Origin of the sequence: Paraburkholderia haematera (assembly GCF_905220975.1) — a bacterium.
Lineage (GTDB): Bacteria > Pseudomonadota > Gammaproteobacteria > Burkholderiales > Burkholderiaceae > Paraburkholderia > Paraburkholderia haematera.
This window is the reverse complement of record NZ_CAJNBK010000002.1, coordinates 553,211-578,187: the sequence shown is the minus strand read 5'-3', so window position 1 is coordinate 578,187 and position 24,977 is coordinate 553,211. Positions and strand designations below refer to the sequence as shown.

The following is a 24,977-nucleotide window of genomic DNA, read 5'->3' as shown; positions in this document are numbered from 1 at the left end:
TAGCCTCTTTTAGGAACGGCGCCTTATTCATGCGCGTGCGGTCAGCGCGTACAGTGCAGGGGTACCTGCCAGCGTGCCGCAATCCTCGGGCGGGAGGGGCAGGCGCAACCCAAAAGCTCAATGGGGATCGCCGCCATGAACACCAAATTCCAGCGAATCGTTGTCGTTCTGATCTCCGCACTTATTCCTGGAGCGGCCCGCAATCCAAGGCGGGTGTTTCGATGTATCGCGATGACGTGCCTCCTCGCGAGTCAAATGGTGGCAGCGCAGGCGGCAGGAGGAATCACGGGCGCAGGCTCGAGCTTCTTCGATCCCCTGGTGCAGAAGTGGGCCGCCTCCTATTACGACAAAACCGGCCAGCAGGTGAGTTTTCATCCCATTGGCTCCGGGAACGGCATCGATCAACTGAAAGCGGCCACGGTGAATTTTGCCGCCTCTGACATGCCGCTGAAACCAGACGAATTGCGCGCATTGGGACTTATCCAGTTTCCGGTGGCGGCGGGCGGCCTCGTGCCGGTGGTCAACCTCGATGGCATTGCCGCGGGACAGCTTCACTTGACGGGTGCGCTGCTGGCGGACATCTACCTGGGCAAAATCACTGATTGGAACGACGCGGCCATCAAGGCGGTCAATCCCGGCCTCGCGCTCCCCGATCTGAAAATCGTCGTGGTGCATCGTGGCGATCGCTCCGGGTCGACTTTCAACTGGACGAACTACCTGTGCGCGGTGAATGCTCAATGGCGCGAGCAGGTGGGCAGCGGTCTGACGGTCAAATGGCCTGTGGGGATCAGCACCACGAGCAGCCAGCTCGTTGCTACCTATGTCAAGCGGATCAAGGGCGCGATCGGCTATGTTGAACTGGCCTACGCCGGGCCGGCGCCGTTCGCCTATGCGAGCGTTCAGAATAAAAGTGGCGCGTTTGTCGAGCCATCGGCCACGAGTTTCAAGGCTGCGGTCGAAACCGTGGCTTGGGGCCGTGAGGACGATTTCTACCAGCTCGTCACCAATCCGCCGGGCGACCAGGCCTGGCCGATTCCTGGTGTCGTATTCATCTTGATGAAAGCCGACCCCAGGGACAAGGCTGGCTCGAACGCGGCGCTAGCGCTCTTCCGTTGGGCCCTCAGGGAGGGCCGGGGAGAGGCAGCCGCTGAAAATTACGGCACCCCGCCGCCGGACCTGGTCGGGGAGATAGAAGCGTATTGGGCCCAGAACCTGACCAACGGGCAAATCATCGGAGTCGCCGCCGTCGGCTCGCCAAAGAGCCGGACAAATGTGGTCCACGAAACCACGTCGTTGCCGGTAGGCTTTTGAGCGTACTTCACGCGCAAGCGCACCGCGTGGTTTATCCACGAGCGCGGTTTCGCGCAAAACATGAGCTACTCGTATCATTCTTTAAAGAAGCTCAAATGAAAATCCGGACAGAGCCTCGAGCCGGCTAGCGTAAGTTACACCGGCGTACGGCTTGCGGATCCTGACGGCGCCTGGCGCCGCCTGACGCCGCCTGACGCCGCCTGGCGCCGCCTGGCGCCGTCGCGATACGAAAAAAAAACGCTAACACAGGAATGAAGGCGCCTCTGCCCTGGTATTACAGGAGCGTACCGCCTCCTCGCTCGCGTCTTTGATGCCCTTCGAAGCGGCACGAGATCCCGGCGCCAACTGCGTGATTCGCGTGGCGTCGGGCATGTCATACACCATGCTGGAGAATACGATGAAAACTCTGACTTTGATCCCTATTGCCGCATTGGCGTTGTGCACCACGCTGGCCTATGCGGGCGACGACGCCGGCACATCCAGTACGGCAACCGACAGCAACGCAGCTATGACGTCGGACGCAGTCGGCGGTACGTCCGTGGGCAGTAGCGATAGCGGTGCCTTGCATGGCAAGACTCGCGCGGAGGTCAAACAGGAATTGCAGCGCGCCCAGAAGGACGGCACGCTGGACCGCCTGAACGCGCTCTACGGCGGGCAGTAAGCAGATGCGCCGGGATGCCTGACACTGATTGCTCACCGCAATGATGGTTATTGCCGGCTAGTGAACGAGTTCTGGCATCACGGCGTTCACAGACTTTGTCATGCTTCGCTGGTGGTTCAACGTGTAGGCGTCCGAATCGAAGGTTACCCGATGATCAAGACGTTCACTGTGCTTCTCGGCTATCAGTGCCTTGGGGAGTTGATCGCATACGCAGGAAACCTGCCGATTCCCGGGGCGGTGATAGGGATGGTCCTGTTGCTAGCCACCCTGAGCCTCCGCCCGGGATTTTCAGCAGCCATTGAAAGCGACGCTCTGGCCTTACTCAGGTTCTTGCCTCTTTTGTTCGTTCCAGCAGGCGTGGGCATCATGGTCTTTGCCGGCCGCGTGGCTCAAGACCTGCTCCCGATAGCCGTGTCCATTGTTGTGTGTACGGCGCTCACCATCGTCGTTACCGCGCTTGTCGGTCAAGGCTTGTGCGCTTTATGGCCCCCGAGCGCTGCTGCGCGTGCACCGCTGACAACACCATTTGCATCGCCGCTCCATGCCGACGAAAAGACAGCACCTGCGGCTGCCGACATTGCGAAGGTTGAGACACCGTGAACGCTCATCAGAACATCGCGTCCGCGTGGCGATTTCTCGGAACAACACCGCTTCTTTGGCTGACCCTCACGTTCCTCGCATACGCAATCGCGCAGGTCGTCCACGGTTCGCTAAGAAAAAATACCCTCGCGAATCCCGTGTTAATTGCAATAGCGCTTGTGATACTTGCCTTGCGTGAGTCGAATACATCGTATGTCACCTACATGCAAAGCGCCCAGCCCATTCAATTTTTGCTCGGACCGGCAATCGTCGCGCTCGCCATACCGATGCACCGACAATTGCCTAAATTGCGCCGGCTAGCCCCGCAACTGGCTGGCGCACTTATGGCGGGGTGTGCGACGGGCATCTCATCGGCCGTTTTGATCCCAAGGCTCCTGGGCGCCACGGGTCAGATACTTGCCACTATTGCTCCGAAGAGCGTTACGGCAGGAATCGCGATCCGTATTTCCGAGAAAATCGGCGGGTTGCCATCGCTGACGGCCGTCCTCGTGATCATGACCGGCATCACTGGCGCGGTGATTGGCAGCGGCCTTTTGAGGTTGATTCACGTGCCGAGGCATGATCTGGGTGGCTTCGCACTGGGTGTCGCGTCCCATGGAATCGGCACGGCTCGCGCGCTGCAGATGAGTGAAGAAGCCGGCGCATTTGCAGGTCTCGGGATGGGTTTGAACGGCATTCTGACGTCTTTTATCCTGCCAATCATTTATCCAATTCTGAGCGGTTTTTTTTGACGCGACGGACTCACCTCGCTGCGACATTGCGCGATATATTCTGGCAATGTCGGTTCCCTGAATGCTCCCATACGCAATACCTGCGGGACAGCGAACGAAATCATTCGGTCGGCCCGCCATCCTCAGCTTCAAAGGACAGGGTCATGAGTCAGCAGACGCTCTATTTCGACGACATCAAGGTCGGCGACACCTTCACCACCGGTACGCATGAAGTCAGCGCTGCCGATATCAAACGGTTCGCCGCGGAGTTCGATCCGCAGCCGTTCCATCTCGACGATGAAGCCGCGCGCGGCACGATGTTCGGCGGACTCGCCGCGAGCGGCTGGCATACCGCAGCGGTCACGATGCGTCTGCTCGTCTCCGGTGGCCCGAAGCTGGCCAACGGCGTGCTCGGCGCCGGCGCCGAGATCGAATGGAAGATGCCGACGCGCCCCGGCGACGTGCTGCATGTCGAAAGCGAAGTCGTGGAGCTGATCCCCTCTCGTTCGCGCACCGATCGCGGAATGCTGGTGCTGCGCTCCAGAACGATCAATCAGCATGGCGATGTCGTGCAGAACCTGAGCGCAAAGCTGATCGTCGCGCGCCGGTCCGCCTGACACCGAACACGCGGTACGAAGATCGCGGAAGGCAAGATCGCTCACGTGGCGATCCATCATCGCCCGCCCGGCGGCGCGCTGAAATTCCCGGCCGAACTCGGCCGTGTCCGGCAAGGGCAGATCGATGCAAGCGTCTTCTAACGTCTCTTCACGACAACGAGGCAAGCATGATCGACAATCTTCTGATATGAGCCTTGAACGCGTCGCTCGCTTGTCGATCGGTTGTCGGATTCAGGTGCGAAGTCCCGGCGAGTTCGACTTGTTCATGAAAATCGTTGGCGACCGTGCGTCGTATGTCCGGTGGTAACGACCGTACGATGGAGACCAGTAAAGCCTCTTCGGCGTGAATCATGCCCAGAATCGCATGAGTATCCATGGAAGAACCTCCGTTGAAGGCGTCGTAAGTACACTCTAGTACACGCCGGTCAATCGTTTCAGGCTACCTGGGAGGTTTCATACTGGTGGGGCGTCGGACAGTAAGCGAGTATCACCGCCCGACATCGTTACGGGGCGCGTAAGGTACCCTTTCCTCCTCGTACAACCGATAGATGAGTTCAAGCAGTTCCTGAAGGTCCCGCGACTCGTCGAGCATTCGCATGCTCATGATGATTGGGGATACCAGCGTGGGGTCGTCCAGTTCTTTGTAACTCACATCGTCTCGCTTCAGGCCATACACGCTGCTCGGAACGACAGAAATTCCCTCCCCCGCGGCGACGAGGCCTAGCGCAATCTGCAACTCCCGTACTTCATATATCCGGCGAGGCTTGAGGCCACGGTCTGCGAATGCCGACAGCACCTGGTCCGCATAACTGGGCCGCGGCGCCTTAGGGAAAATAATCAGTGTCTCGTTGACCAGGTCGCTGAGAGCGAGGACAGGCTTACCCAGTGAGAGTGCATGGCCCTCCGGGAACGCGACAATCATCTTCTCCTCGCGAAGAATCACCCGACGGATGTTTGCGTCCTCATGCCGGATACGGCCGAACCCGACATCAATCTGACCGTCTTTCAGCGCCCGAATCTGGTCCATCGTCGACATCTCATGGAGGCTGAGTTCGACGGTCGTGTTCTCGTCGCGAAAGCGCCGGATGATTTTTGGCAGCATTCCGTACAACGTCGAACCCACGAAACCGACAGAGAGACTGCGCTCGATGTTGCCCACGCGCCTCGTCATTGATTCGAGTTCGGACGTCTGAGCCAGCAGTTGGACGGCATGAGCATAGAAAAACTTACCCGTCTCCGTTAGCTTCAACGGGCGCGAGTCGCGCTGGAATAACTGCACCTCAAGAATCTCTTCAAGTTGCTGTATCTGACGGCTCAAAGGCGGTTGGGCCATGTTCAGCCGCTGTGCCGCGCGCGTGAAATTGCGTTCCTCGGCTACGGCGACGAAATAGCGAAGATGCCGCAACTCCATTTCAATACCTCGTGGATATAGACCGATACTAAATCAGTGTTGGACGGCGCCTTCCGGCGTCCATTATTCTGCATTCACACTCTTTTTCAGCACCCATTATACCTCTCAGGCATATTCAATCGGGCGCCAAACCAAGGGTTTACCCAGAGAAAATAGAGATTCAGGAGAAGACATGAGCGTCAAAGTGTTCGATACGAAGGAAGCGCAGGACCTGCTGAAGGCTGCTGCTAACGTCGGTAGCCAGGACGGCAGTGCTCGCGCCAGGCAGATCGTCCATCGCCTGCTGGGCGATCTGTTCAAGGCCATCGACGACCTCGACATGACGCCCGACGAAATCTGGGCCGGCGTTCATTATTTCAACAAGCTCGGCCAGGACGGCGAAGCGGCGTTGCTTGCCGCGGGTCTCGGTCTGGAGAAGTATCTCGACATTCGCATGGATGCCGCGGACCAGGCGGCCGACATCGGTGGCACGCCACGTACTATCGAAGGTCCACTGTATGTCGCCGGTGCGCCGGTGCGCGATGGGGTGTCCAAAATTGACATCGATCCCGACCCGGATGCAGGCCCGCTCGTCATCCGCGGCACCGTAACCGGCCCGGACGGCAAGCCCGTCGCAGGTGCGGTGGTCGAGTGCTGGCACGCCAATTCAAACGGCTTCTATTCGCACTTCGACCCGACCGGCGCGCAGAGCGAGTTCAATCTCCGCGGTGCGCTCAGCACGGGTGTCGACGGCAAGTACGAATTCCGTACGCTCATGCCGGTGGGCTACGGTTGCCCGCCGCAGGGCGCGACTCAGCAGTTGTTGAACGTGCTCGCCCGCCATGGCAACCGTCCGGCGCATGTGCACTTCTTCGTCACCAGCGACAAGTACCGCAAGCTGACGACGCAAATCAATATTGAGGGCGACCCGCTGATCTGGGATGACTTCGCCTACGCGACCCGCGAGGACTTGATTCCACCTGTCGTCGACAAGACCGGCGGCACTGCGTTGGGTATGAAGGCTGACGCGTACAAGGAAATCGAGTTCAACATCGAGTTGACTCCGCTGGTTCAGGGCAAGGATAACCAGGTCGTCCATCGTCTGCGTGCGTCTGCTACCACCTGACCGCTGAACGCGGCGGCTACGTCGTACCCCTGCTGCCGCTCAATCTTTCGCAAGAATCTTTCGACACCGATGCGCGTGCTCCATCACCTGGCGCACGCGTAGGGAGAGCACTCATGTCTGCAATTATCGACAAAGCCTCGCAACTGGATGAACTGCTGCATACCGCCGTTCAGGACGACAAGCAGAACGGTGTATTCCGTTGCCGCCGCGATATTTTCACCAACGCCGATTTGTTTGAGCTCGAGATGAAACACATCTTCGAGAGCAACTGGGTGTACCTGGCTCACGAAAGCCAGATTCCCGACAACAACGACTACTACACCACCTGGATCGGCCGTCAACCCATCGTGATCACGCGCGACAAAAACGGCGAACTGCACGCGGTCATTAACGCCTGCGCGCACAAAGGCGCGATGCTTTGCCGGAAAAAGCACGGCAACAAAGGCACTTTCACCTGTCCGTTCCACGGCTGGAGTTTCGCTAACACCGGCAAGCTACTGAAAGTGAAGGACGTGAAGACCACCGAATACCCGGTGCAGTTCAACACCAACGGCTCGCACGACCTGAAAAAAGTCGCACGCTTCCAGAGCTATCGCGGCTTCCTGTTCGGCAGTCTCAACGCGGACGCAATGCCGCTGGAGGACTACCTCGGCGAGACCAAAGTCATCATCGACCAGATCGTCGACCAGGCCGCGAACGGGCTGGAAGTATTGCGGGGCAACTCCTCGTACATCTACGACGGCAACTGGAAGATGCAGATGGAGAACGGCTGCGATGGCTACCACGTCAGCACCGTGCACTGGAACTACGCCGCGACGATGGACCGCCGCAAGGTCGATGGCACGAAGGCGGTGGACGCGAACAGCTGGAGCAAGTCGGTAGCCGGCGTGTACGGGTTCGACCACGGCCACATTCTGTTGTGGACCCAGACGATGAACCCGGACGTGCGACCGGTCTATCAGTACCGCGAAGAAATCAAGGCACGCGTCGGCGAAGTCAAGGCGGAATTTATCGTCAACCAGACTCGAAACCTGTGCCTGTATCCGAACGTGTTCCTGATGGACCAGTTCAGCACCCAGATTCGCGTGGTACGCCCGCTCGCCGTAGACAAGACCGAAGTCACCATCTTCTGCTTTGCCCCGAAGGGTGAGAGCGCAGCCGACCGGGCTACCCGCATTCGCCAATACGAGGATTTCTTTAACGTCACGGGCATGGGCACCGCAGATGACCTTGAAGAGTTCCGCGCTTGCCAGGCGGGCTATGCCGGCACCACCGCGTTGTGGAACGACCTTTCGCGCGGGGCGCCGTTGTGGGTCGATGGTCCGGACGAGAACGCGAAGACGATGGGTATCAAGCCGGTTATCTCAGGCGAGCGCAGCGAAGACGAAGGCCTGTTTGTATGCCAGCACGAATACTGGGTTCAGGTGATGCGCGACGGACTGAAAAAAGAACAAGAGGAGACCATGGCATGAGCTTCGACTACCAGACAATCTGCGCGGTGCTATACCGCGAAGCGCGCCTGCTCGATGACCGCCAGTGGGACGATTGGCTAGCCTGCTATGCCGAGGACGTCACCTACTGGATGCCGGCGTGGGATGACGACGACCAGCTCACCGATGACCACGAGAGTCAGATTTCGCTGATGTACTACCCGGACCGTGGCGGCCTGGAAGACCGGGTGTTCCGCATCAAGACCGAACGCAGCAGTGCTTCGATGCCAGAACCGCGGACCAGCCACAACGTCACCAATGTGGAAGTGCTGGCCGACCGCGGCAACGAAGTGGACGTGCGCTACAACTTCGACACGCTCAGCCACCGCTACAGAATCAACGACCATTTCTTCGGCACGATGTTCGTTACTTTGCGAAAGGTCGACGACGCCTTGTTGATCGCCAGCAAGAGAATTGTGCTGAAGAACGACTACATCCGCCAGGTGCTCGACATTTACCACGTTTGATGTCGGGCGGCGTGAGGAAACTGGAAGTAGAGGAGACAACATGTCCATGTACAACATTGCACTGAACTTCGAGGACGGCGTGACCCGCTTCGTCGCATGCAAGCCGGGCGAGAAGGTGCTTGATGCCGCCTTTCGCGCGAAAATTAACCTGCCAATGGATTGCTCCGATGGCGTGTGCGGTACCTGCAAATGCCGCGCCGAAAGCGGCAGCTATGACCTTGGCGACGACTACATCGAAGACGCGCTGAGCGACGACGAGAAAGACAGTGGCCTTGTACTCACCTGCCAGATGGTGCCGCAAAGCGATTGCGTGATTGCAGTGCCCGCCTCTTCCACTGCGTGCAAGACTGAACAGAGCAGGTTCGCCGCGACGGTATCGAAGGTGGAGCCGCACAACGATGCGGCCATCGTGCTCGAACTGGACGTGGATGCGACCGCGCCGGCCTTCCTGCCGGGTCAGTACGTCAACATTGACGTTCCGGGCAGCGGCCAGCATCGTTCGTATTCCTTCTCATCGGCACCGGGGCAATCGAAAGTCAGTTTTCTGATCAAGCGGATTCCTGGTGGCGTGATGAGTACCTGGCTCGACTCCGCACAGCCAGGCAACAAGTTGGAGCTGACTGGCCCGCTCGGTAGTTTCTATCTGCGCGCCGTGCAGCGGCCATTGCTGTTCCTCGCAGGCGGCACGGGCCTGGCTCCGTTCCTGTCGATGCTGGAAGTGCTGGCGCGTGCTGATTCGCAGCAGAAGGTCCACCTGATTTATGGCGTGACCCGGGACCTCGACCTGGTGCAGGTCGAGGCAATCGAAGCGTACCTGGCGAAGTTGCCGAATTTCACCTACACCACCGTCGTGGCCGACACGGATTCGACCCATCCCGCCAAGGGTTGGGTGACGCAGCACATGCCTGCCGAGGCCTTGAACGAGGGTGATGTCGACGTTTACCTGTGCGGGCCACCACCGATGGTCGATGCAGTGCGCAAGTATTTCGACGATAACGGCGTGAAGCCCAACAGCTTCCACTACGAGAAGTTCACGCCTAACGCAGCACCGAGGACCGCATGAGCACGCAACGATTTGCTGGCAAGGTCATGGTCGTCACCGGCGCGGCACAGGGCATTGGTCGCGCCGTAGCGCTTCGTGCGGCCACCGAAGGCGGCAAGGTGCTGTTCGTCGACCGCGCCGAGTTCGTCTGCGAAGTTGCTGCCGAAGCACGTGGCGCACAGACGGCAGGCTTCGTCGCCGACCTCGAGACGTACGAAGGCGCGGCATCGGCGATGGCTTTTGCCGTGCGCAAGTTTGGCGGCATCGACATACTCATCAATGGCGTCGGTGGCGCGATTCGCATGCGACCATTCGCTGAGTTCGAACCCGAGCAGATTGACGCGGAAATTCGACGCTCCCTGATGCCGACGTTGTATGCGTGCCATGCCGTCCTGCCTTACCTGCTAAAGCGCGGCGCCGGCACTATCGTCAACGTCTCCTCGAATGCCACGCGCGGTATCCGCCGCGTACCGTATTCGGCGGCCAAGGGTGGTGTCAACGCGATGACGCAGTCACTGGCGATGGAGTACGCGGAGCACAACATCCGTGTGGTCGCCACCGCGCCGGGCGGGACCGACGCACCGCCGCGACGCGTCCCTCGCAATACGGCCGGCGACAGCGAGCAGGAGAAGGTCTGGATGGGCGATGCGGTGAAGCAGGTCACCGAATCGGCCTTTTTCAAGCGTTATGGAAGCATCGACGAACAGGCCGCGCCGATTCTGTTCCTCGCTTCAGACGAGGCAAGCTATATCACGGGCACGGTGTTGCCGGTAGCCGGCGGTGACACCGGCTGACCCATGAATGAACATCCCAGCAAGCGGCATCAACACGGATGCACGCCGGCACAGAGGGTCGCTCTGGTATCGAACATGCGTTGGTGCCAAGGGATGAACGGCACCATCGCATCCAGCCATGAGTCGTCACCCTAACTGGCTGTAGCCGCTGCTTTAGCCCTCGCCTTGTGCAATTTTTGGTAGCTGTCGATCAGGCGGTGGTGCCTATCGAGACCCTCCAGTTTCATACTCGTTGGCGTTAGCCCAAAGAAGCGCACACTGCCGTCCACTGACCCCAGTACCGCGTCCATCCGGGCGTTACCAAACATCCGGCGGAAGTTGACCACGTAGTCGTCCAGTTCCAGGTCGTCATCGAGCATCACCTCCAGCACCACATTCAAGGCCTGGTAAAACAATCCGCGCTCGACCGTGTTGTCGTTGTACTGCAGGAAAGCGCCCACCAGCTCTTGCGCTTCCTCAAATTGCTTCAAGGCGAGATGAATCAGCAGTTTCAACTCGAGAACGGTTAGCTGCCCCCAGTCCGTATTCTCGTCAAATTCGATGCCGATCAACGTGGCAATATCGGCGTGCTCGTCCAGCTCATTGTTCTCCAACCGCTCAAGCAGTGCTGCCAAGGCGGCATCGTCCAGGCGATGCAAGTTCAAAATATCGGCGCGGAACAACAGCGCCTTGTTTGTGTTATCCCAGATCAAATCCTCAACCGGGTAAACTTCCGAATAACCAGGCACCAGAATCCGGCAGGCTACGGCGCCCAACTGGTCATACACCGCCGTGTACACCTCTTTGCCCATGTCTTCGAGAATACCGAACAAGGTTGCGGCTTCCTCGGCATTGGAGTTTTCACCCTGGCCGGAAAAATCCCACTCCACAAACTCGTGATCCGCTTTGGCGCTGAAAAAGCGCCACGACACCACGCCGCTGGAATCAATGAAGTGCTCAACAAAGTTGTTTGGTTCAGTCACGGCGTTACTGACAAAGGTGGGCTGAGGTAAATCGTTCAGGCCTTCAAAACTACGCCCCTGCAGCAATTCCGTCAGACTCCGTTCCAGCGCCACCTCGAAGCTTGGGTGCGCGCCGAACGAGGCAAAGACACCGCCTGTGCGCGGGTTCATCAAGGTGACGCACATCACCGGGTAGGTCCCACCCAGCGACGCATCCTTCACCAGCACGGGAAAGCCCTGCTCTTCCAATCCCTGAATCCCGGCCAGAATGCCAGGGTACTTCGCCAGCACTTCGTGCGGCACATCAGGCAAGGCGATTTCACCTTCCAGAATTTCGCGCTTCACCGCGCGCTCAAAGATTTCCGACAAGCATTGCACCTGGGCTTCGGTCAGCGTATTACCGGCACTCATGCCATTGCTGACGTACAGGTTCTCGATCAGGTTGGATGGGAAATACACCACCTCGCCATCCGACCGGCGCACATACGGCAGCGAACAGATACCGCGCTGCACGTTGCCGGAGTTGGTGTCGATCAGATGCGAGCCATGCAACTCGCCGTCGGGGTTGTAAATTTCCAGGCAGTACTCATCCAGAATCCCAGCCGGCAGTGCATCTTTAGGCCCAGGTTTGAACCAGCGCTCGTTCGGGTAATGGACAAACGCCGCGTTCGCGATGTCTTCGCCCCAAAACGTGCCGGCGTAGAAATGGTTGCAATTCAGTCGCTCGATATACTCTCCCAACGCCGACGCCAACGCGCTTTCTTTGGTCGCTCCCTTGCCATTGGTAAAACACATCGGGGAGTGCGCATCGCGGATATGCAGCGACCACACATTGGGAACAAGATTGCGCCACGAAGCGATTTCAATCTTGATGCCCAGGGCCGCCAGAATGCCCGACATATTGGCGATGGTTTGCTCTAGCGGCAGGTCCTTGCCCAGGATATAGGTGCGGGCATCGGAATCGGGATTTAGAGTCAGCAACGCCTGGGCATCGGCGTCCAGATTCTCCACCTCTTCAATCACAAACTCGGGCCCGGCTTGCACCACTTTTTTGACCGTACAACGGTCGATGGAACGCAAAATACCCTGGCGGTCTTTGTCGGAGATGTCCGCCGGCAACTCAACCTGAATCTTGAAAATCTGTTGGTACCGGTTTTCCGGATCAACAATATTATTCTGCGACAGGCGGATATTTTCGGTAGGAATATTGCGAGTTACGCAGTACAACTTCACAAAGTAAGCCGCACACAAGGCCGACGAGGCCAGAAAATAATCGAAGGGACCCGGCGCCGAGCCATCGCCCTTGTAACGGATAGGCTGGTCGCTCACTACCGTGAAGTCATCGAACTTGGCTTCAAGACGTAGCTTGTCGAGAAAGTTGACTTTAATTTCCATGGGGAAATTCCAAAAATGGTGCTCAGAACAAAATATAAAGCCCTGTAAAAGAACAGGGCTTTTTTAGTCAATCAACTAGCGAATGATGTTTCCTGGCGGGAATTCTATTCCCACTCGATCGTTGCCGGCGGCTTACCCGAGATGTCATAAACAACCCGGTTAATCCCACGCACTTCATTGATGATGCGGTTCGACACATGCCCCAGCAACTCGTGCGGCAGATGCGCCCAATGCGCGGTCATGAAGTCCAGCGTCTGCACGGCACGCAGCGCAACCACGTACTCGTAAGTCCGGCCGTCGCCCATCACGCCAACGCTCTTCACCGGCAGGAATACCGCGAACGCCTGGCTCGTCAGGTCGTACCACGACTTGCCGGTTTCCTTGTCGATGAAGGTGTGCAGCGTTTCGATGAAAATCGCATCCGCGCGACGCAGCAGGTCGGCAAAATCACGCTTCACTTCGCCGAGAATCCGCACGCCCAGACCCGGGCCCGGGAATGGGTGGCGATACACCATTGCCGGCGGCAAACCGAGCTTCACGCCGAGTTCGCGCACTTCGTCCTTGAACAGTTCGCGCAGCGGCTCGAGCAGCTTCAGATTCAGCGTCTCAGGCAGGCCGCCCACGTTGTGGTGGCTCTTGATAGTCTGCGTCGCCTTCTTGCCCTTGCCGGCCGATTCGATCACGTCCGGATAGATCGTGCCTTGCGCCAGCCACTTCGCATCAGTCAGCTTGTTGGCTTCGGTCTGGAACACTTCGACGAATTCCGCGCCGATGATCTTGCGCTTCGCTTCCGGATCGGTCACGCCGGCCAGCTTCGACAGGAACACTTCGCTCGCGTCGACGTGGATCACCTTCACGCCAAGGTGATCGGCGAACGTTGCCATCACCTGCTCGGCTTCGTTCAAACGCAAGAGGCCGTGATCGACGAACACGCAGGTCAGTTGATCGCCGATCGCGCGATGCAACAGCGCCGCCGCCACCGACGAGTCCACGCCGCCCGACAAGCCCAGAATCACTTGCTCGCTGCCGACCTGCTCGCGAATCTTCGCGACCGCTTCGTCGATGTAATGGCCCATTTCCCAGTCGGGATTCGCGCCGCAAATCTGCAGCACGAAACGTTCGAGCATCGCGCGGCCCTGCACGGTGTGCGTCACTTCCGGGTGCCATTGCAGGCCGTAGAAATGGCGCTGCTCGTCGGCCATCGCCGCGATCGGGCACGATTCCGTCGAGGCCATCAACTGGAAGCCCTCAGGCATTTCCAGCACCTTGTCGCCGTGGCTCATCCACACCTTCAGCATGCCGTGACCTTCCGGCGTGGTGAAGTCGCTGATGCCTTCGAGCAGGCTCGTATGGTTGCGCGCGCGCACTTCGGCATAACCGAACTCACGCAGGTGGCCGATATCGACCTTGCCGCCGAGCTGCTCGGCCATGGCCTGCATGCCGTAGCAAATGCCCAGCACGGGCACGCCGAGTTCGAACACTGCTTGCGGCACACGCGGTGCATCCGTTTCGGTCACCGAACTCGGGCCGCCGGAGAGGATCACGCCCTTCGGCGCGAAGTCGCGAATGAACGACGCGTCGACGTCGTGGGGATGAATTTCCGAATACACGTTGGCTTCGCGAACGCGACGTGCAATCAGTTGGGTGACTTGCGAACCGAAGTCGAGGATCAGGATCTTGTCATGCATGGCAGCGGACGGAGTCAAAAGTGAACGGATACGGGATGCCGCGCACGAAGCGCGGCGTTGAATTCAAAGCGGTCCACGTGGGGACGACCGTGCATGAAGCGTAACGATGAAGCGCGCTGAACCTGCGGGCGCCGTAGGCATTCACCGGCGGCGCGCACGAACGGAAAATCCGGTAGCTTCGGCGGGCGTTCTGGCGCTCGAGGCGTCAACCATGAATCAACCATGAATCAACCATGAAGCGGCGGCCGCGGCGCGCCAGGCGCATCGGCGGCGGCGTTACGGGCATCGTCGCGCGCGGCGGCAGCCTCACGCTCAGACGCCGTCAGCCCCGGTTCCTCAACGGCCGAAACAGAACTCACGGGCCGTGTGAGCGGCATGACGGGCTCGGCTACAGGGTCAACTACAGGGCGGCCCACTACAGGCTCGGCACGATAGGCAGGGAAGCCCGCTGTCACGCGGCCGGCGTCGCGCTTGTTAGCAGCCTCTTTGGCGGCATCTTTCGCGGCCTGCTTGTCGGCGCGCTCGGCGGCAGCGGCCTCAACCAGCCGCACCTTTTCGCGCCGCCGCACCGCGCCCGACAGACGCACACCGCCCAGGCCGACCACCAGCAGCACCACACCGGTCAGCACCGCGATGATCTGCCCGAAACCGGTCAGCGCCGGCGTATGCAGCCCGAGCAGCCAGACCAGCATCAGCACGCCGGTCAGCCAGTTCACATGACCGACGACCTTGGCGACCGTCGACGTGAGCGAACCGTCGATCGAAGCGTGCAAAGCGAGCCACGCGAGTCCGATCAGCGCCACGCCAAACCCCTGGCCGACCAGAGCCGGCTGGGTCTGCACCAACAGCAGCGCGTTGTACAGCGACGTCCAGGGCGTCAGCAGAAACAGCAGGCCGAACGCAAGCAGCAACAATGCATCGAGGATGAGTACAGCGCGCAGCAATGGCTTCATTGGCGTTTAGTCCACGTGGTAGTTGGGCGCTTCCTTGGTGATCTGCACGTCATGCACATGCGACTCGCGCAAGCCCGCGCCCGTGATCTGCACGAACTCGGCCTTGTCGTTCATCTCCGCGATCGTGCGGCAACCGCAGTAGCCCATGCTGGCGCGCACGCCGCCGATCAGCTGGAACAGGATCGCATTGACCGAGCCCTTATAGGCGACGCGGCCTTCGATCCCTTCCGGCACCAGCTTGTCGATGTTCGCGGAGTTGTCCTGGAAGTAGCGGTCTGCCGCGCCGTCCTTCATCGCGCCGACCGAACCCATGCCACGGTACGATTTGTACTGACGCCCTTGGAACAGGAACACGTCGCCCGGCGCTTCTTCGGTGCCGGCGAACATGCTGCCCATCATCACGGAATTCGCACCGGCGGCCAGCGCCTTGCTGACGTCACCGGAGAAGCGCACGCCACCGTCGGCGATGACCGGCACGCCCGTGCCCTTCAGCGCTTCCGACACGTTGGCGATTGCCGTGACTTGCGGCACGCCAACGCCCGCGACGATACGCGTGGTACAGATCGAGCCCGGGCCGATACCGACCTTCACGCCGTCTGCACCGTATTCGACGAGCGCCTTGGCCGCCGCAGCGGTAGCGATATTGCCGCCGATCACTTCGACATGCGGGAATTTCTGTTTGACCCACTTGACGCGCTCGAGCACGCCCTTGCTGTGGCCGTGCGCCGTGTCGACGACGATCACGTCAACACCCGCCTGCACCAGCAGCTCAACACGCTCTTCGTTGTCTTCGCCCACGCCGACCGCAGCGCCTGCGCGCAGCTTGCCGTGTTCGTCTTTACACGCGTCCGGGTGTTCGGTTTGCTTGGTGATGTCCTTGACGGTCATCAGGCCGCGCAGTTCGAATGCGTCGTTGATGACCAGCACGCGCTCGAGGCGGTGGCTGTGCATCAGCGCCTTGGCTTCAGCGAGCGGCGTGCCTTCCTTGACGGTGACGAGGCGCTCGCGCGGCGTCATGATATTGCGCACCGGCTCGTCCAGACGCTCTTCGAAACGCAGGTCGCGGTTCGTGACGATACCGACCAGTTGCGCGCCTTCGACAACCGGGAAGCCTGAAATGCCATGCTGGCGCGACAGCGCGATGACGTCGCGCACCTTCATTTGCGGCGGCACGGTGATCGGATCGCGCACGACGCCCGATTCGAAGCGCTTGACCTTGGCAACTTCACGCGCCTGTTCGGCCGGCGTGAGGTTCTTGTGGATGATGCCCACGCCACCCATTTGCGCCATCGCGATAGCAAGGCGGGCTTCGGTGACGGTGTCCATGGCGGCGGACACGAGCGGCATATTCAGGGAGATGTTGCGGGTCAGCCGGGTCTTGAGGCTGGTGTCGCGCGGCAGAACATCAGAAAAGGCCGGGACGAGGAGCACGTCATCGAACGTGAGTGCTGTTTGGATCAGACGCATGGCAAATCCTATAGGCGCAAAAGCGAATTATACGCGATACCTCCCCGGTTTTCACTGCACTAACAGCAGCTTAGCGAATTTCCGGGGATTTTTTTCACGACTTTACCCCCCTCGATTTCGCTTCCACGTTCGCCTCGGGTTCGATCCGGTTTCGTTTGCGCGTTCGGGTGCATGGAGGCGCCGCCGGGTTCGTGCGCGGGCAATTCGGGCGGCTTCCACACCGTCGAGCCGCCAGGCGGGCGCAAATTGGTACCCGACACGCGGCATAAAACCGCTGGAATGCAGAATCAAACAAGACACCCTGCGCGCCTAACGGCTATTCTGCCGACCATTCCAGTTTTTTTCTTGCAGGGGCAGTCAATGCAGCGCGGTGTGGCATATGGAGTAATGGCCGGGGCCCTCTGGGGCATGGTATTTCTGGTGCCGCGCGTGCTGCCTGACTTCTCGCCGCTGCTGCTGAGCGCCGGCCGCTACACGATGTACGGCATCGTCTCGCTGGCCGCTGCGCTGCCGATGGCGCGTTCGCTCGTCAAACGACTGACCCGCGAAGATCTCGGCGCGCTGGTCAAACTGGCGCTGGCCGGCAACCTGCTCTACTACCTGCTGCTGACCGCAGCGGTCCATATGATCGGCATCGCGCCGGCATCGCTGATCGTGGGCGTCCTGCCGGTCACGGTGACGCTGCTTGGCCGGCGCGATCACGGCGCCGTGCCGCTCACCCGCCTCGTTTGGCCGCTTTCGCTGGTGGTGGCCGGTATCGCCTGCATCAATATTGACGTGTTCACGGTAGCGGACAGCACGCCTGTGAGTATCGCAACGAAGCTCCTCGGCCTCGCCTGCGCAGTGGGCGCGCTCGCCTGCTGGACCTGGTTCGCGGTCGAAAACGCCCGCTACCTGCAGCGCCAGACGCATTTCAGCGGTAACGAATGGTCGGTCCTGTGGGGTGTCGTGACAGGCGCGCTCGGCGCTTTGTTGTGGCTGGCGATCGGCGCCCTGCCGTCTGTCAGCCTGCAGGGGACGCTTGGCGACGCGCGCTGGCACACCTTCTGGATGCTGAATCTGGGCCTCGCAGTCGGCGCGTCGTGGCTCGGCAACGGGCTGTGGAATGCCGCGTCGAAACGGCTGCCGCTCACGCTCTCCGGCCAGATGATCGTGTTCGAGACGCTATTCGCGTTGCTCTACGCGTTCATCTACGACCAGCGCCTGCCGCGTCCGCTGGAAACGGCGGCGATCCTGCTGCTGGTGGCGGGGGTGTGCTGGTCGGTGCGCCAGCATGCGGATGACGATTCGTCCGGCGCGACCTCGATAGAGGAAAAGGCGCAGCCTTCGGCGCATTGAGCCGGCGGCCGGCCAGTGGCGCGATCGCCCCCGATTCGCCAGGGCCCGCCGCCTGCCAGCAGCAACCGCCGCAAGACAAGCCTAGCGTGAATCCTTGTTCTGCCAGCGGCGCCCTTCAATCGAGCCCGCCTTGCGGGTCTTCTCGACGCGCCGTTGCCGGGACAGTTTCGGATCCACCAGCAGCGGCCGGTAAATCTCGACGCGGTCGTGGTCGGCGAGCACCGCATCGAGCGGTTTGAGCTTGCCGAACACGCCGACCTTCTGCGTGCCCAGATCGATCTGCGGATAACGCTGCAAGATGCCGCTCGCCTCGATCGCCTGCCGCAGCGTGGCGCCTTCCTGCAATTCCACGGCGATCAGCGTCTGCTCGTTGGCGAGCGCGTAGCAGACTTCAATCGACAAGCGCGCGCTCATGCCTTACCGTAGCGCTGATCGGCGCGCTTCACGAACGATTCGACGAAGGTATTGGCAATGTGACTGAACACGGGCCCAATGATCTTCTCGAGAATGATGTTGGTGAATTCGTAGTGCAGCGCGAATTCGATCTTGCAGGCATCCGCGCGCAAGGGTGTGAAGCGCCAGAAACCGGTGAATTTGCGAAATGGGCCGTCCGCGAATTCCATATCGATGCGCGTGGGCCGCTCCATGGTGTTATGCGTCGCGAAGTGCTGCTTGATGCCCTTGAAGTTGATATCGATCTTCGCCTCCATGCCGGTTTCGTCCTGGCGGCGGATTTCGACACCCCCGCACCAAGGCAGGAAGTTGGGGTAATCGGCGACGTCGGTGACGAGGTCGAACATCTGTTCCGCCGAATGGCGGATCAACACGGTTTTCTGGACATCTGCCATAAATTGAACAGCGCGTGGCAAGGGTGGACAAGCGCCGCGGGCTTTCCTTGCCCCGCTTTGCTAAAATCGTGATTTTAAACGAGTTGGGCACTTTCCATTCATGAGCATCATCGACAACAGAAAAGCCTTCTACGACTACTCGGTCGAAGAACGCTATGAGGCAGGGCTCGTGCTCGAAGGATGGGAGGTCAAGGCGCTGCGCGCCGGGCGCGGCCAGATCAAGGAAGGTTACGTGGTCATCAAGAACAACGAACTGTTCCTGATCGGCACGCACATCAGCCCGCTGCCCGAAGCCTCGACCCACATCCATCCGGACCCGGTGCGCACGCGCAAGCTGCTGCTGCATAGCGAGGAAATCAGCAAACTGATCGGCAAAGTCGAGCAGCGCGGTTACACGCTCGTGCCGCTGAACTTCCACTACAAAGGCGGCCGGGTCAAATGCGAGATCGGGCTGGCCAAGGGTAAGAAGCAGCACGACAAGCGCGAGACCGAAAAGAAGCGCGACTGGGAGCGCGAGAAGGCGCGCTTGATGCGTTCGCCGTCGTGATCTGACGGGCGTCCGCGGCGTCGGCGTCAAGTCATGCGCGGATTTGCCGCGCCCGGCTTGACCACCAGCGTCACCGAAAGAAAAAGGCCCGCACAAGTCGCGGGCCATTTTTTTTTGGCAGTTCCAGGCAACGGACGGCTTAAGCAATGGAAATCGGGCTCAGGCCGCGTCAGCCAGCCTCGCCGCCATTTCAGCGCGCTTCGGTCGCGCCCTTTCCCTTGTTCACGATCGTCAGCGCCGAGGCGATCATCGAACTCATATCCGCCAGGTTACCCGGTACGATCAGCGTAGTGCCCTGCTTCGCAAGGTTGCCGAACGCGTTCACATACTGCTCGGCCACCTTCAGGTTCACGGCTTCCATCCCGCCGTTCGACTGGATTGCCGCGGCGATCTTCTGAATTGCCTGCGAGTTGGCCTCAGCCACCGCCAGAATCGCCGACGCCTGCCCCTGCGCCTGATTGATCGCCGCCTGCCGTTCGCCTTCCGACTTCTGGATGGCCGCCTCGCGGCCACCCGAGGCAATATTGATCTGCTCCTGCTTACGCCCTTCAGATGCCGCGATCAGCGCGCGCTTCTCGCGCTCGGCAGTGATCTGCGCTTGCATGGCGTGGAGAATTTCTTTGGGCGGCGTCAGGTCCTTGATCTCGTAACGCAGCACCTTGACGCCCCAATTCGACGCCGCTTCATCGAGCGATGAGACGATGCTGTGATTGATGAAGTCGCGCTCTTCGAAAGTCTTGTCGAGTTCGAGTTTGCCGATCACCGAGCGCAGCGTGGTCTGTGACAACTGCGTAATCGCGAACACGAAGTTGCTCGAACCGTACGACGCCTTCATGGGATCGGTGACCTGGAAATACAGCACGCCGTCTACCTGCAGTTGCGTGTTGTCGCGCGTAATACACACCTGGCTCGGCACTTCGAGCGGGATTTCCTTGAGGATGTGCTTGTACGCGATCCGGTCGACGAACGGAAACGCGAAGCTCAATCCCGGTGTCAGCGTACGGTGATAACGGCCGAGCCGCTCCAGCACCCACGCATGCTGCTGCGGCACGATCTTGAGCGTCTGTGCCGCCAGCACGATCACGATAATCAGAAGCACCGCCCCGACGATGGTTGAGTCCATTACTGCCCTCCGGTCCGTAGTTCGAATAGTTGTGCGTAATTCTGCGCACGCGCTGGTGCGCGCTCAGTCCGCGGTTATCCTGGCTTTAGCCTGCCGGCTGGCTACGACGACAAGACAACTGCCGCGCATCTCGGCGATTTCATAAAGCTGCGCATCCTCCGGCTCGCCAGCGGCCAATTCGACGTCCCATGCCGCCCCGCGGTAATTGGCGCGCGCCCGGCGCTCGTGCCACGCCGGCACACTCAACGTCTGGCCGATGTCCAGATTGACGTCCGGATTCTTCGACGCCTCCTTGCGCGTCTTGCGGCCAAAGCGCGAGCGCCTCAGCAACAGGACTGCCGCCAGCGCCACGACGGCGGCAATCGCGAACTGCAGGTCGGCGTTGACGCCCGCCATGTGCGCGATGGCAGCCGCGATGCAGCCCAACGCGATCATTAGCAAATAGAAGGTGCCGCTGATCAACTCCAGCACGACAAGCACACCCGCCCCGATCCACCAGAACAATCCACCTGGCGCCACGTCGACCTCCACAAAGCAAAACACCCCGGATCTACCGGGGTGTTTATAGCACGAAGCGGGTGCATTTATTGGGCGGTACAGCACGCTCTTATGTACTTTTTACATTCCATTGACGTACCGCACCACTCTTTATGCAAACCGCTTATCGGGCAACTGCCCGGCGCCGATTTACTTCGATTACTTCGCCAGCGATTTCGCCAGTTGCTGCCACGTCTCGATGATCGAATCCGGGTTCAGCGAGATCGACTTGATGCCTTCATCGGTCAGCCATTGCGCAAAGTCCGGGTGATCCGAAGGACCCTGCCCGCAGATACCGACGTACTTGTCCAGCCGCAAGCAGGTTTCAATCGCGCGCTTGAGCATGAACTTCACCGCCGGGTCGCGCTCGTCGAAATCGACTGCCAGCAGTTCCATGCCGGAGTCGCGGTCGAGGCCGAGCGTGAGCTGCGTCAGATCGTTCGAACCGATCGAGAAACCATCGAAGAATTGCAGGAATTCTTCGGCGAGAATCGCATTCGACGGCACCTCGCACATCATGATCAGGCGCAAGCCCTTCTCACCGCGCTTCAGGCCGAACTTCGCCAGCAGCCCGATCACGCGCTCCGCCTGCTTCAGCGTACGCACGAACGGCACCATGATCTCGACGTTGTCGAGGCCCATCTCTTCGCGCACCTTCTTCAGCGCGATACATTCCATCTGGAATGCTTCGGCGAAGTCGTCAGCGATGTAACGCGATGCACCACGGAAGCCCAGCATCGGGTTTTCTTCGTCCGGCTCGTAACGCGAACCGCCGATCAGCTTCTTGTACTCGTTCGACTTGAAGTCCGACAGACGCACGATCACCGGCTTCGGATAGAACGCCGCCGCGATCGTGGCGATACCTTCGGTCAGCTTGTCGACGTAGAAGGCGCGCGGCGATGCGTGACCACGTGCCACACTTTCCACCGCCTTCTTCAGGTCCTGATCGATGTTCGGGTACTCGAGAATCGCCTTCGGGTGAACGCCGATGTTGTTGTTGATGATGAACTCGAGCCGCGCCAGACCCACGCCTGCGTTCGGCAGTTGCGAGAAGTCGAACGCGAGTTGCGGGTTGCCGACGTTCATCATGATCTTCACCGGAATCGGCGGCAGTTCGCCGCGCTGCACTTCGGTGATTTCGGTTTCGAGCAGACCGTCGTAAATCTTGCCTTCGTCGCCTTCCGCGCACGACACCGTCACCAGCGCGCCTTCCTTCAGCACGTCGGTGGCGTCGCCGCAGCCGACCACGGCCGGCACGCCCAGCTCACGCGCGATAATTGCCGCGTGGCAGGTACGGCCGCCACGGTTCGTGACGATTGCGGCGGCGCGCTTCATCACCGGTTCCCAGTTCGGGTCGGTCATGTCGGCCACCAGCACGTCGCCCGGCTGCACACGGTCCATTTCCGACGGATCGTGGATCACGCGCACCGGACCCGCGCCGATCTTCTGGCCGATTGCACGGCCGGTAGCCAGCACGTTCGATTGACCCTTCAGCTTGAAGCGTTGCTCGGCCTTGCCCGCGGCCTGGCTCTTCACCGTTTCCGGACGGGCCTGCAAGATAAAGATCTTGCCGTCGCGGCCGTCCTTGCCCCACTCGATGTCCATCGGACGCTCGTAGTGCTTTTCGATAATGACGGCGTATTTCGCGAGCTCGATCACGTCTTCGTCGGTGATCGAGAAGCGGTTGCGCTGCTCGTGCGCGACGTCGACGGTCTTCACACGGCCTTGCTCGCCGGCCTTGGTGAATTCCATCTTGATGAGCTTCGAGCCGATCGAGCGGCGGATGATCGGGTACTTGCCTTGTGCGAGCGTGGTCTTGAAGACGTAGAACTCGTCCGGATTCACGGCGCCCTGCACGACCGTTTCGCCGAGACCGTAGCTCGACGTGATGAAGACGGCGTCCTTGAAGCCCGATTCCGTGTCCAGCGTGAACATCACGCCAGCCGCACCAACGTCCGAGCGCACCATGCGCTGCACGCCCGCCGACAACGCGACTTCAGCATGGGTGAAGCCCTTGTGGACGCGATAGGAGATGGCACGGTCGTTGTACAGCGACGCGAACACGTGCTTCATGCGATCGAGCACCTCGTCGATGCCGACCACGTTGAGGTAGCTTTCCTGCTGACCCGCGAACGATGCGTCCGGCAAGTCTTCTGCCGTTGCCGACGAACGCACGGCAAACGACAGCTCTTCAGGCGAGCTTTTTTGCAGGATGTCGAAACCTGCGCGGATATCCGCCTCGAGACGCGGCTGCATCGGCGCGTCGACGATCCATTGACGGATCTCTTTGCCCGCTTCGGCGAGCGCTTTCACGTCGTCGATATCGAGCGTTTCGAGACGTTTGGCGATGCGTTCAGTCAGATCGTTGTGATGCAGGAAGTCACGGAAAGCCAGCGCCGTGGTGGCGAAGCCGGTCGGCACGCGCACGCCGGCTTCGGCGAGCTGACTGATCATCTCGCCAAGCGACGCATTCTTGCCGCCGACAATCTCCACATCGGTCATCCGCAACTGCTCGAACGGAACTACATACGCCTCTTCCTTTGCGACGGTAACTGCGTTAGTCATACAAGCCCCTAAGTGTGAAAGAAATTCACGGCTGTGCAAGTGGGCTTGAACGCGAGACGCCCATTGGAAGCGTGACCTCGCGTCTTGCACAACCTGTTGGAGAAACAATCGCTACAAATGGCCGCGTGGGCCAAAAAAGCGCCGGATGCGCGACGTAGAAAGCGGTTGGACGAAATTACCGATCGATCCGCCCCAATCTCTCAATTTGCCGCAAGTTACCGGCTGAAAGCGTGGCGTTGACCGACCGTTCGCGGTAAGTTAGACGCCAATCGCCTGCAATTGCTTATCCAACAGGTTGCCGCTATTCTACCGTGCCGACTCTCAAAATGTGACAGTCGGACGAGAATTGCGCCTCGAATCGCGCCCCAGACCGGCTGACGGGCTTTTGCGAGGCCCCCGCCGTCATCCGGGCGCGGTTACGGTGTGCCCATGGCGCGCTGAAATGACGCCGCTGCAATCTCCGGTTAGCCACCGTGCAGCGACATCCATGCAGCGATGTTTCATTCGAGCGCTTTATCCTGCTCACGTTCCCCAGCCCCACTGATGCCGCCCACCGTATTCATCGTCTCCGACGGTACCGGGATCACTGCCGAAACCTTCGCGCATTCGATCCTCTCCCAGTTCGACCAGAAATTCCGCCTGGTTCGCGTGCCCTTCGTCGACTCGACGGACAAGGCCTACGCCACGCTCGAAAAGATCAACGAAGCGACCGAGCAGGACGGCCGTCGTCCGATCGTCTTCACGACGCTGGTGGACAGCGCCTCGAATCAGATCGTCAAAGGTTCGAATGCGCTTGTGCTGGATATGTTCCAGACCTTCGTCGAGCCGCTCGAACAGGAACTGGAACTCAAATCGAGCCACGCGATGGGCCGCGGCCACCAGAACGCCGACACCGAGGAATACAAGAACCGGATCGAGGCGATCAACTTCTCGCTCGCCCACGACGACGGTCAATCGAACCGGAATCTGGCCGATGCCGATGTGATTCTGGTGGGCGTATCGCGCAGTGGCAAGACACCGACGAGCCTGTATCTGGCCATGCAGTACGGTGTGAAAGCAGCCAACTATCCGCTGATTCCGGAAGACTTCGAGCGTGGCAAGCTGCCTACGCCACTATTGGCGCATCGGCAGAAGATGTTTGGATTGTCGATCGATCCGCAGCGGCTGTCGGAGATACGCAACGAGCGCCGACCGGGCAGCAAGTACGCCGCGCCGGAAAATTGCCGCTACGAAATCAATGAAGCCGAAGCCATGATGCGGCGTGAAGGAGTCAAGTGGTTATCGTCGACGCATAAGTCGATCGAAGAGATCGCGACGACGATCCTGCAGGAGATCAAGCTGGACCGGCCGGTTTATTGAGCGTGGCC

General features: G+C 60.1%; 23 protein-coding genes and 1 pseudogene. 13 read left to right on the top strand and 11 right to left on the bottom strand.

Features of this window, described 5'->3' with window-relative positions; genetic code table 11:
• Positions 1-135: 135 nt before the first annotated feature.
• The 5 genes and pseudogenes from pstS to KHO23_RS07020 all read left to right on the top strand — a co-directional run bounded on the left by pstS (position 136) and on the right by KHO23_RS07020 (position 3,899).
• On the top strand, positions 136-1,311 hold the full coding sequence (pstS, locus tag KHO23_RS07040) for a phosphate ABC transporter substrate-binding protein PstS (RefSeq protein WP_236066730.1): 1,176 nt from the start codon (positions 136-138) through the stop codon (positions 1,309-1,311).
• A gap of 397 nt (positions 1,312-1,708) precedes the next feature.
• Complete coding sequence (locus tag KHO23_RS07035; RefSeq protein WP_211610291.1) at positions 1,709-1,972, top strand: DUF4148 domain-containing protein; 264 nt, start codon at positions 1,709-1,711, stop codon at positions 1,970-1,972.
• 150 nt (positions 1,973-2,122) lie between these two features.
• A pseudogene (locus tag KHO23_RS07030) lies at positions 2,123-2,446 on the top strand (CidA/LrgA family protein); the annotation flags it as partial.
• 122 nt (positions 2,447-2,568) lie between these two features.
• On the top strand, positions 2,569-3,303 hold the full coding sequence (locus KHO23_RS07025; protein WP_211610289.1) for an LrgB family protein: 735 nt from the start codon (positions 2,569-2,571) through the stop codon (positions 3,301-3,303).
• 143 nt (positions 3,304-3,446) lie between these two features.
• On the top strand, positions 3,447-3,899 hold the full coding sequence (locus KHO23_RS07020; protein ID WP_211610288.1) for a MaoC family dehydratase: 453 nt from the start codon (positions 3,447-3,449) through the stop codon (positions 3,897-3,899).
• A 148-nt stretch (positions 3,900-4,047) separates the two neighbouring features.
• Here the strand turns inward: KHO23_RS07020 and KHO23_RS07015 are convergent, their stop codons facing one another.
• Together KHO23_RS07015 and KHO23_RS07010 are read right to left on the bottom strand one after the other, a co-directional pair.
• A complete protein-coding gene (locus KHO23_RS07015) occupies positions 4,048-4,275 on the bottom strand; it encodes a hypothetical protein (protein WP_211610287.1) in 228 nt (75 codons plus the stop codon).
• A 111-nt stretch (positions 4,276-4,386) separates the two neighbouring features.
• Positions 4,387-5,310, bottom strand: a complete 924-nt coding sequence (locus tag KHO23_RS07010) for a LysR family transcriptional regulator (RefSeq protein ID WP_211610286.1) — start codon at positions 5,308-5,310, stop codon at positions 4,387-4,389.
• 172 nt (positions 5,311-5,482) lie between these two features.
• Here KHO23_RS07010 and catA point away from each other — a divergent pair, with 172 nt between their 5' ends.
• The 5 genes from catA (at position 5,483) to benD (ending at position 10,208) form a co-directional block, all read left to right on the top strand.
• Positions 5,483-6,415 (top strand): catechol 1,2-dioxygenase, encoded by a 933-nt coding sequence (gene catA / locus KHO23_RS07005; RefSeq protein WP_211610285.1) that lies wholly within the window; start codon positions 5,483-5,485, stop codon positions 6,413-6,415.
• Positions 6,416-6,528: 113 nt separating this feature from the next.
• The gene (locus KHO23_RS07000; RefSeq protein WP_211610284.1) at positions 6,529-7,887 is read left to right on the top strand and encodes a Rieske 2Fe-2S domain-containing protein; all 1,359 of its coding nucleotides are present in this window, start codon (positions 6,529-6,531) and stop codon (positions 7,885-7,887) included.
• Positions 7,884-8,372, top strand: coding sequence for a benzoate 1,2-dioxygenase small subunit (gene benB, locus KHO23_RS06995; protein ID WP_211610283.1), 489 nt, complete (start codon positions 7,884-7,886; stop codon positions 8,370-8,372). Before KHO23_RS07000 ends, benB begins: the two co-directional genes overlap by 4 nt.
• Positions 8,373-8,412: 40 nt before the next feature.
• Entirely contained in the window at positions 8,413-9,435 is a 1,023-nt protein-coding gene (benC, locus tag KHO23_RS06990; protein WP_211610282.1) for a benzoate 1,2-dioxygenase electron transfer component BenC, read from the top strand.
• Complete coding sequence (gene benD / locus KHO23_RS06985; RefSeq protein ID WP_211610281.1) at positions 9,432-10,208, top strand: benzoate diol dehydrogenase BenD; 777 nt, start codon at positions 9,432-9,434, stop codon at positions 10,206-10,208. The genes benC and benD overlap by 4 nt, the downstream gene beginning before the upstream one ends.
• A 131-nt stretch (positions 10,209-10,339) precedes the next feature.
• On the opposite strand, the gene KHO23_RS06980 is transcribed toward benD, so the two are convergent.
• The 4 genes from KHO23_RS06980 to guaB form a co-directional block, all read right to left on the bottom strand.
• Positions 10,340-12,544, bottom strand: a complete 2,205-nt coding sequence (locus KHO23_RS06980; RefSeq protein WP_211610280.1) for an OsmC domain/YcaO domain-containing protein — start codon at positions 12,542-12,544, stop codon at positions 10,340-10,342.
• Positions 12,545-12,648: 104 nt separating this feature from the next.
• Positions 12,649-14,232 carry a glutamine-hydrolyzing GMP synthase gene (guaA, locus tag KHO23_RS06975; RefSeq protein ID WP_211610279.1) on the bottom strand — a complete coding sequence of 528 codons (1,584 nt, stop codon included), beginning with the start codon at positions 14,230-14,232 and terminating at the stop codon, positions 12,649-12,651.
• Between the two features lie 227 nt (positions 14,233-14,459).
• Positions 14,460-15,185: a hypothetical protein gene (locus KHO23_RS06970; protein WP_211610278.1), complete on the bottom strand. Its 726-nt coding sequence runs from the start codon at positions 15,183-15,185 to the stop codon at positions 14,460-14,462.
• A 6-nt stretch (positions 15,186-15,191) separates the two neighbouring features.
• A complete protein-coding gene (gene guaB, locus KHO23_RS06965; RefSeq protein ID WP_120291336.1) occupies positions 15,192-16,652 on the bottom strand; it encodes an IMP dehydrogenase in 1,461 nt (486 codons plus the stop codon).
• A gap of 360 nt (positions 16,653-17,012) precedes the next feature.
• Between guaB and KHO23_RS06960 the strand changes: the two genes are divergently transcribed.
• Positions 17,013-17,990: a DMT family transporter gene (locus KHO23_RS06960; protein WP_211610277.1), complete on the top strand. Its 978-nt coding sequence runs from the start codon at positions 17,013-17,015 to the stop codon at positions 17,988-17,990.
• Between the two features lie 81 nt (positions 17,991-18,071).
• Here KHO23_RS06960 and KHO23_RS06955 read toward each other — a convergent pair whose 3' ends face one another.
• Positions 18,072-18,404: an RnfH family protein gene (locus tag KHO23_RS06955; protein ID WP_211610276.1), complete on the bottom strand. Its 333-nt coding sequence runs from the start codon at positions 18,402-18,404 to the stop codon at positions 18,072-18,074.
• Entirely contained in the window at positions 18,401-18,838 is a 438-nt protein-coding gene (locus KHO23_RS06950) for a type II toxin-antitoxin system RatA family toxin (protein ID WP_115780217.1), read from the bottom strand. Before KHO23_RS06950 ends, KHO23_RS06955 begins: the two co-directional genes overlap by 4 nt.
• A gap of 100 nt (positions 18,839-18,938) precedes the next feature.
• Between KHO23_RS06950 and smpB the strand changes: the two genes are divergently transcribed.
• A complete protein-coding gene (gene smpB / locus KHO23_RS06945) occupies positions 18,939-19,385 on the top strand; it encodes an SsrA-binding protein SmpB (protein ID WP_063496517.1) in 447 nt (148 codons plus the stop codon).
• A gap of 190 nt (positions 19,386-19,575) precedes the next feature.
• Here smpB and KHO23_RS06940 read toward each other — a convergent pair whose 3' ends face one another.
• The 3 genes from KHO23_RS06940 to ppsA form a co-directional block, all read right to left on the bottom strand.
• Complete coding sequence (locus KHO23_RS06940) at positions 19,576-20,508, bottom strand: SPFH domain-containing protein (RefSeq protein WP_172175771.1); 933 nt, start codon at positions 20,506-20,508, stop codon at positions 19,576-19,578.
• Between the two features lie 63 nt (positions 20,509-20,571).
• On the bottom strand, positions 20,572-21,027 hold the full coding sequence (locus tag KHO23_RS06935) for an NfeD family protein (protein WP_211610275.1): 456 nt from the start codon (positions 21,025-21,027) through the stop codon (positions 20,572-20,574).
• A gap of 177 nt (positions 21,028-21,204) precedes the next feature.
• Positions 21,205-23,610, bottom strand: coding sequence for a phosphoenolpyruvate synthase (gene ppsA / locus KHO23_RS06930; RefSeq protein WP_211610274.1), 2,406 nt, complete (start codon positions 23,608-23,610; stop codon positions 21,205-21,207).
• Positions 23,611-24,153: 543 nt separating this feature from the next.
• On the opposite strand from ppsA, the gene ppsR reads away from it, so the two are divergent.
• Positions 24,154-24,969, top strand: coding sequence for a posphoenolpyruvate synthetase regulatory kinase/phosphorylase PpsR (gene ppsR, locus KHO23_RS06925; RefSeq protein ID WP_211610273.1), 816 nt, complete (start codon positions 24,154-24,156; stop codon positions 24,967-24,969).
• Positions 24,970-24,977: the final 8 nt, after the last annotated feature.

What these genes read in the sequence shown, in the direction of transcription:
- pstS (WP_236066730.1), top strand. Translation starts at nt 136, where the DNA reads ATGAACACCAAATTCCAGCGAATCGTTGTCGTTCTGATCTCCGCACTT.
- KHO23_RS07035 (WP_211610291.1), top strand. Translation starts at nt 1,709, where the DNA reads ATGAAAACTCTGACTTTGATCCCTATTGCCGCATTGGCGTTGTGCACC.
- KHO23_RS07020 (WP_211610288.1), top strand. Translation starts at nt 3,447, where the DNA reads ATGAGTCAGCAGACGCTCTATTTCGACGACATCAAGGTCGGCGACACC.
- KHO23_RS07015 (WP_211610287.1), bottom strand. Translation starts at nt 4,275, where the DNA reads ATGGATACTCATGCGATTCTGGGCATGATTCACGCCGAAGAGGCTTTA.
- KHO23_RS07010 (WP_211610286.1), bottom strand. Translation starts at nt 5,310, where the DNA reads ATGGAGTTGCGGCATCTTCGCTATTTCGTCGCCGTAGCCGAGGAACGC.
- catA (WP_211610285.1), top strand. Translation starts at nt 5,483, where the DNA reads ATGAGCGTCAAAGTGTTCGATACGAAGGAAGCGCAGGACCTGCTGAAG.
- KHO23_RS07000 (WP_211610284.1), top strand. Translation starts at nt 6,529, where the DNA reads ATGTCTGCAATTATCGACAAAGCCTCGCAACTGGATGAACTGCTGCAT.
- benB (WP_211610283.1), top strand. Translation starts at nt 7,884, where the DNA reads ATGAGCTTCGACTACCAGACAATCTGCGCGGTGCTATACCGCGAAGCG.
- benC (WP_211610282.1), top strand. Translation starts at nt 8,413, where the DNA reads ATGTCCATGTACAACATTGCACTGAACTTCGAGGACGGCGTGACCCGC.
- benD (WP_211610281.1), top strand. Translation starts at nt 9,432, where the DNA reads ATGAGCACGCAACGATTTGCTGGCAAGGTCATGGTCGTCACCGGCGCG.
- KHO23_RS06980 (WP_211610280.1), bottom strand. Translation starts at nt 12,544, where the DNA reads ATGGAAATTAAAGTCAACTTTCTCGACAAGCTACGTCTTGAAGCCAAG.
- guaA (WP_211610279.1), bottom strand. Translation starts at nt 14,232, where the DNA reads ATGCATGACAAGATCCTGATCCTCGACTTCGGTTCGCAAGTCACCCAA.
- KHO23_RS06970 (WP_211610278.1), bottom strand. Translation starts at nt 15,185, where the DNA reads ATGAAGCCATTGCTGCGCGCTGTACTCATCCTCGATGCATTGTTGCTG.
- guaB (WP_120291336.1), bottom strand. Translation starts at nt 16,652, where the DNA reads ATGCGTCTGATCCAAACAGCACTCACGTTCGATGACGTGCTCCTCGTC.
- KHO23_RS06960 (WP_211610277.1), top strand. Translation starts at nt 17,013, where the DNA reads ATGCAGCGCGGTGTGGCATATGGAGTAATGGCCGGGGCCCTCTGGGGC.
- KHO23_RS06955 (WP_211610276.1), bottom strand. Translation starts at nt 18,404, where the DNA reads ATGAGCGCGCGCTTGTCGATTGAAGTCTGCTACGCGCTCGCCAACGAG.
- KHO23_RS06950 (WP_115780217.1), bottom strand. Translation starts at nt 18,838, where the DNA reads ATGGCAGATGTCCAGAAAACCGTGTTGATCCGCCATTCGGCGGAACAG.
- smpB (WP_063496517.1), top strand. Translation starts at nt 18,939, where the DNA reads ATGAGCATCATCGACAACAGAAAAGCCTTCTACGACTACTCGGTCGAA.
- KHO23_RS06940 (WP_172175771.1), bottom strand. Translation starts at nt 20,508, where the DNA reads ATGGACTCAACCATCGTCGGGGCGGTGCTTCTGATTATCGTGATCGTG.
- ppsA (WP_211610274.1), bottom strand. Translation starts at nt 23,610, where the DNA reads ATGACTAACGCAGTTACCGTCGCAAAGGAAGAGGCGTATGTAGTTCCG.
- ppsR (WP_211610273.1), top strand. Translation starts at nt 24,154, where the DNA reads ATGCCGCCCACCGTATTCATCGTCTCCGACGGTACCGGGATCACTGCC.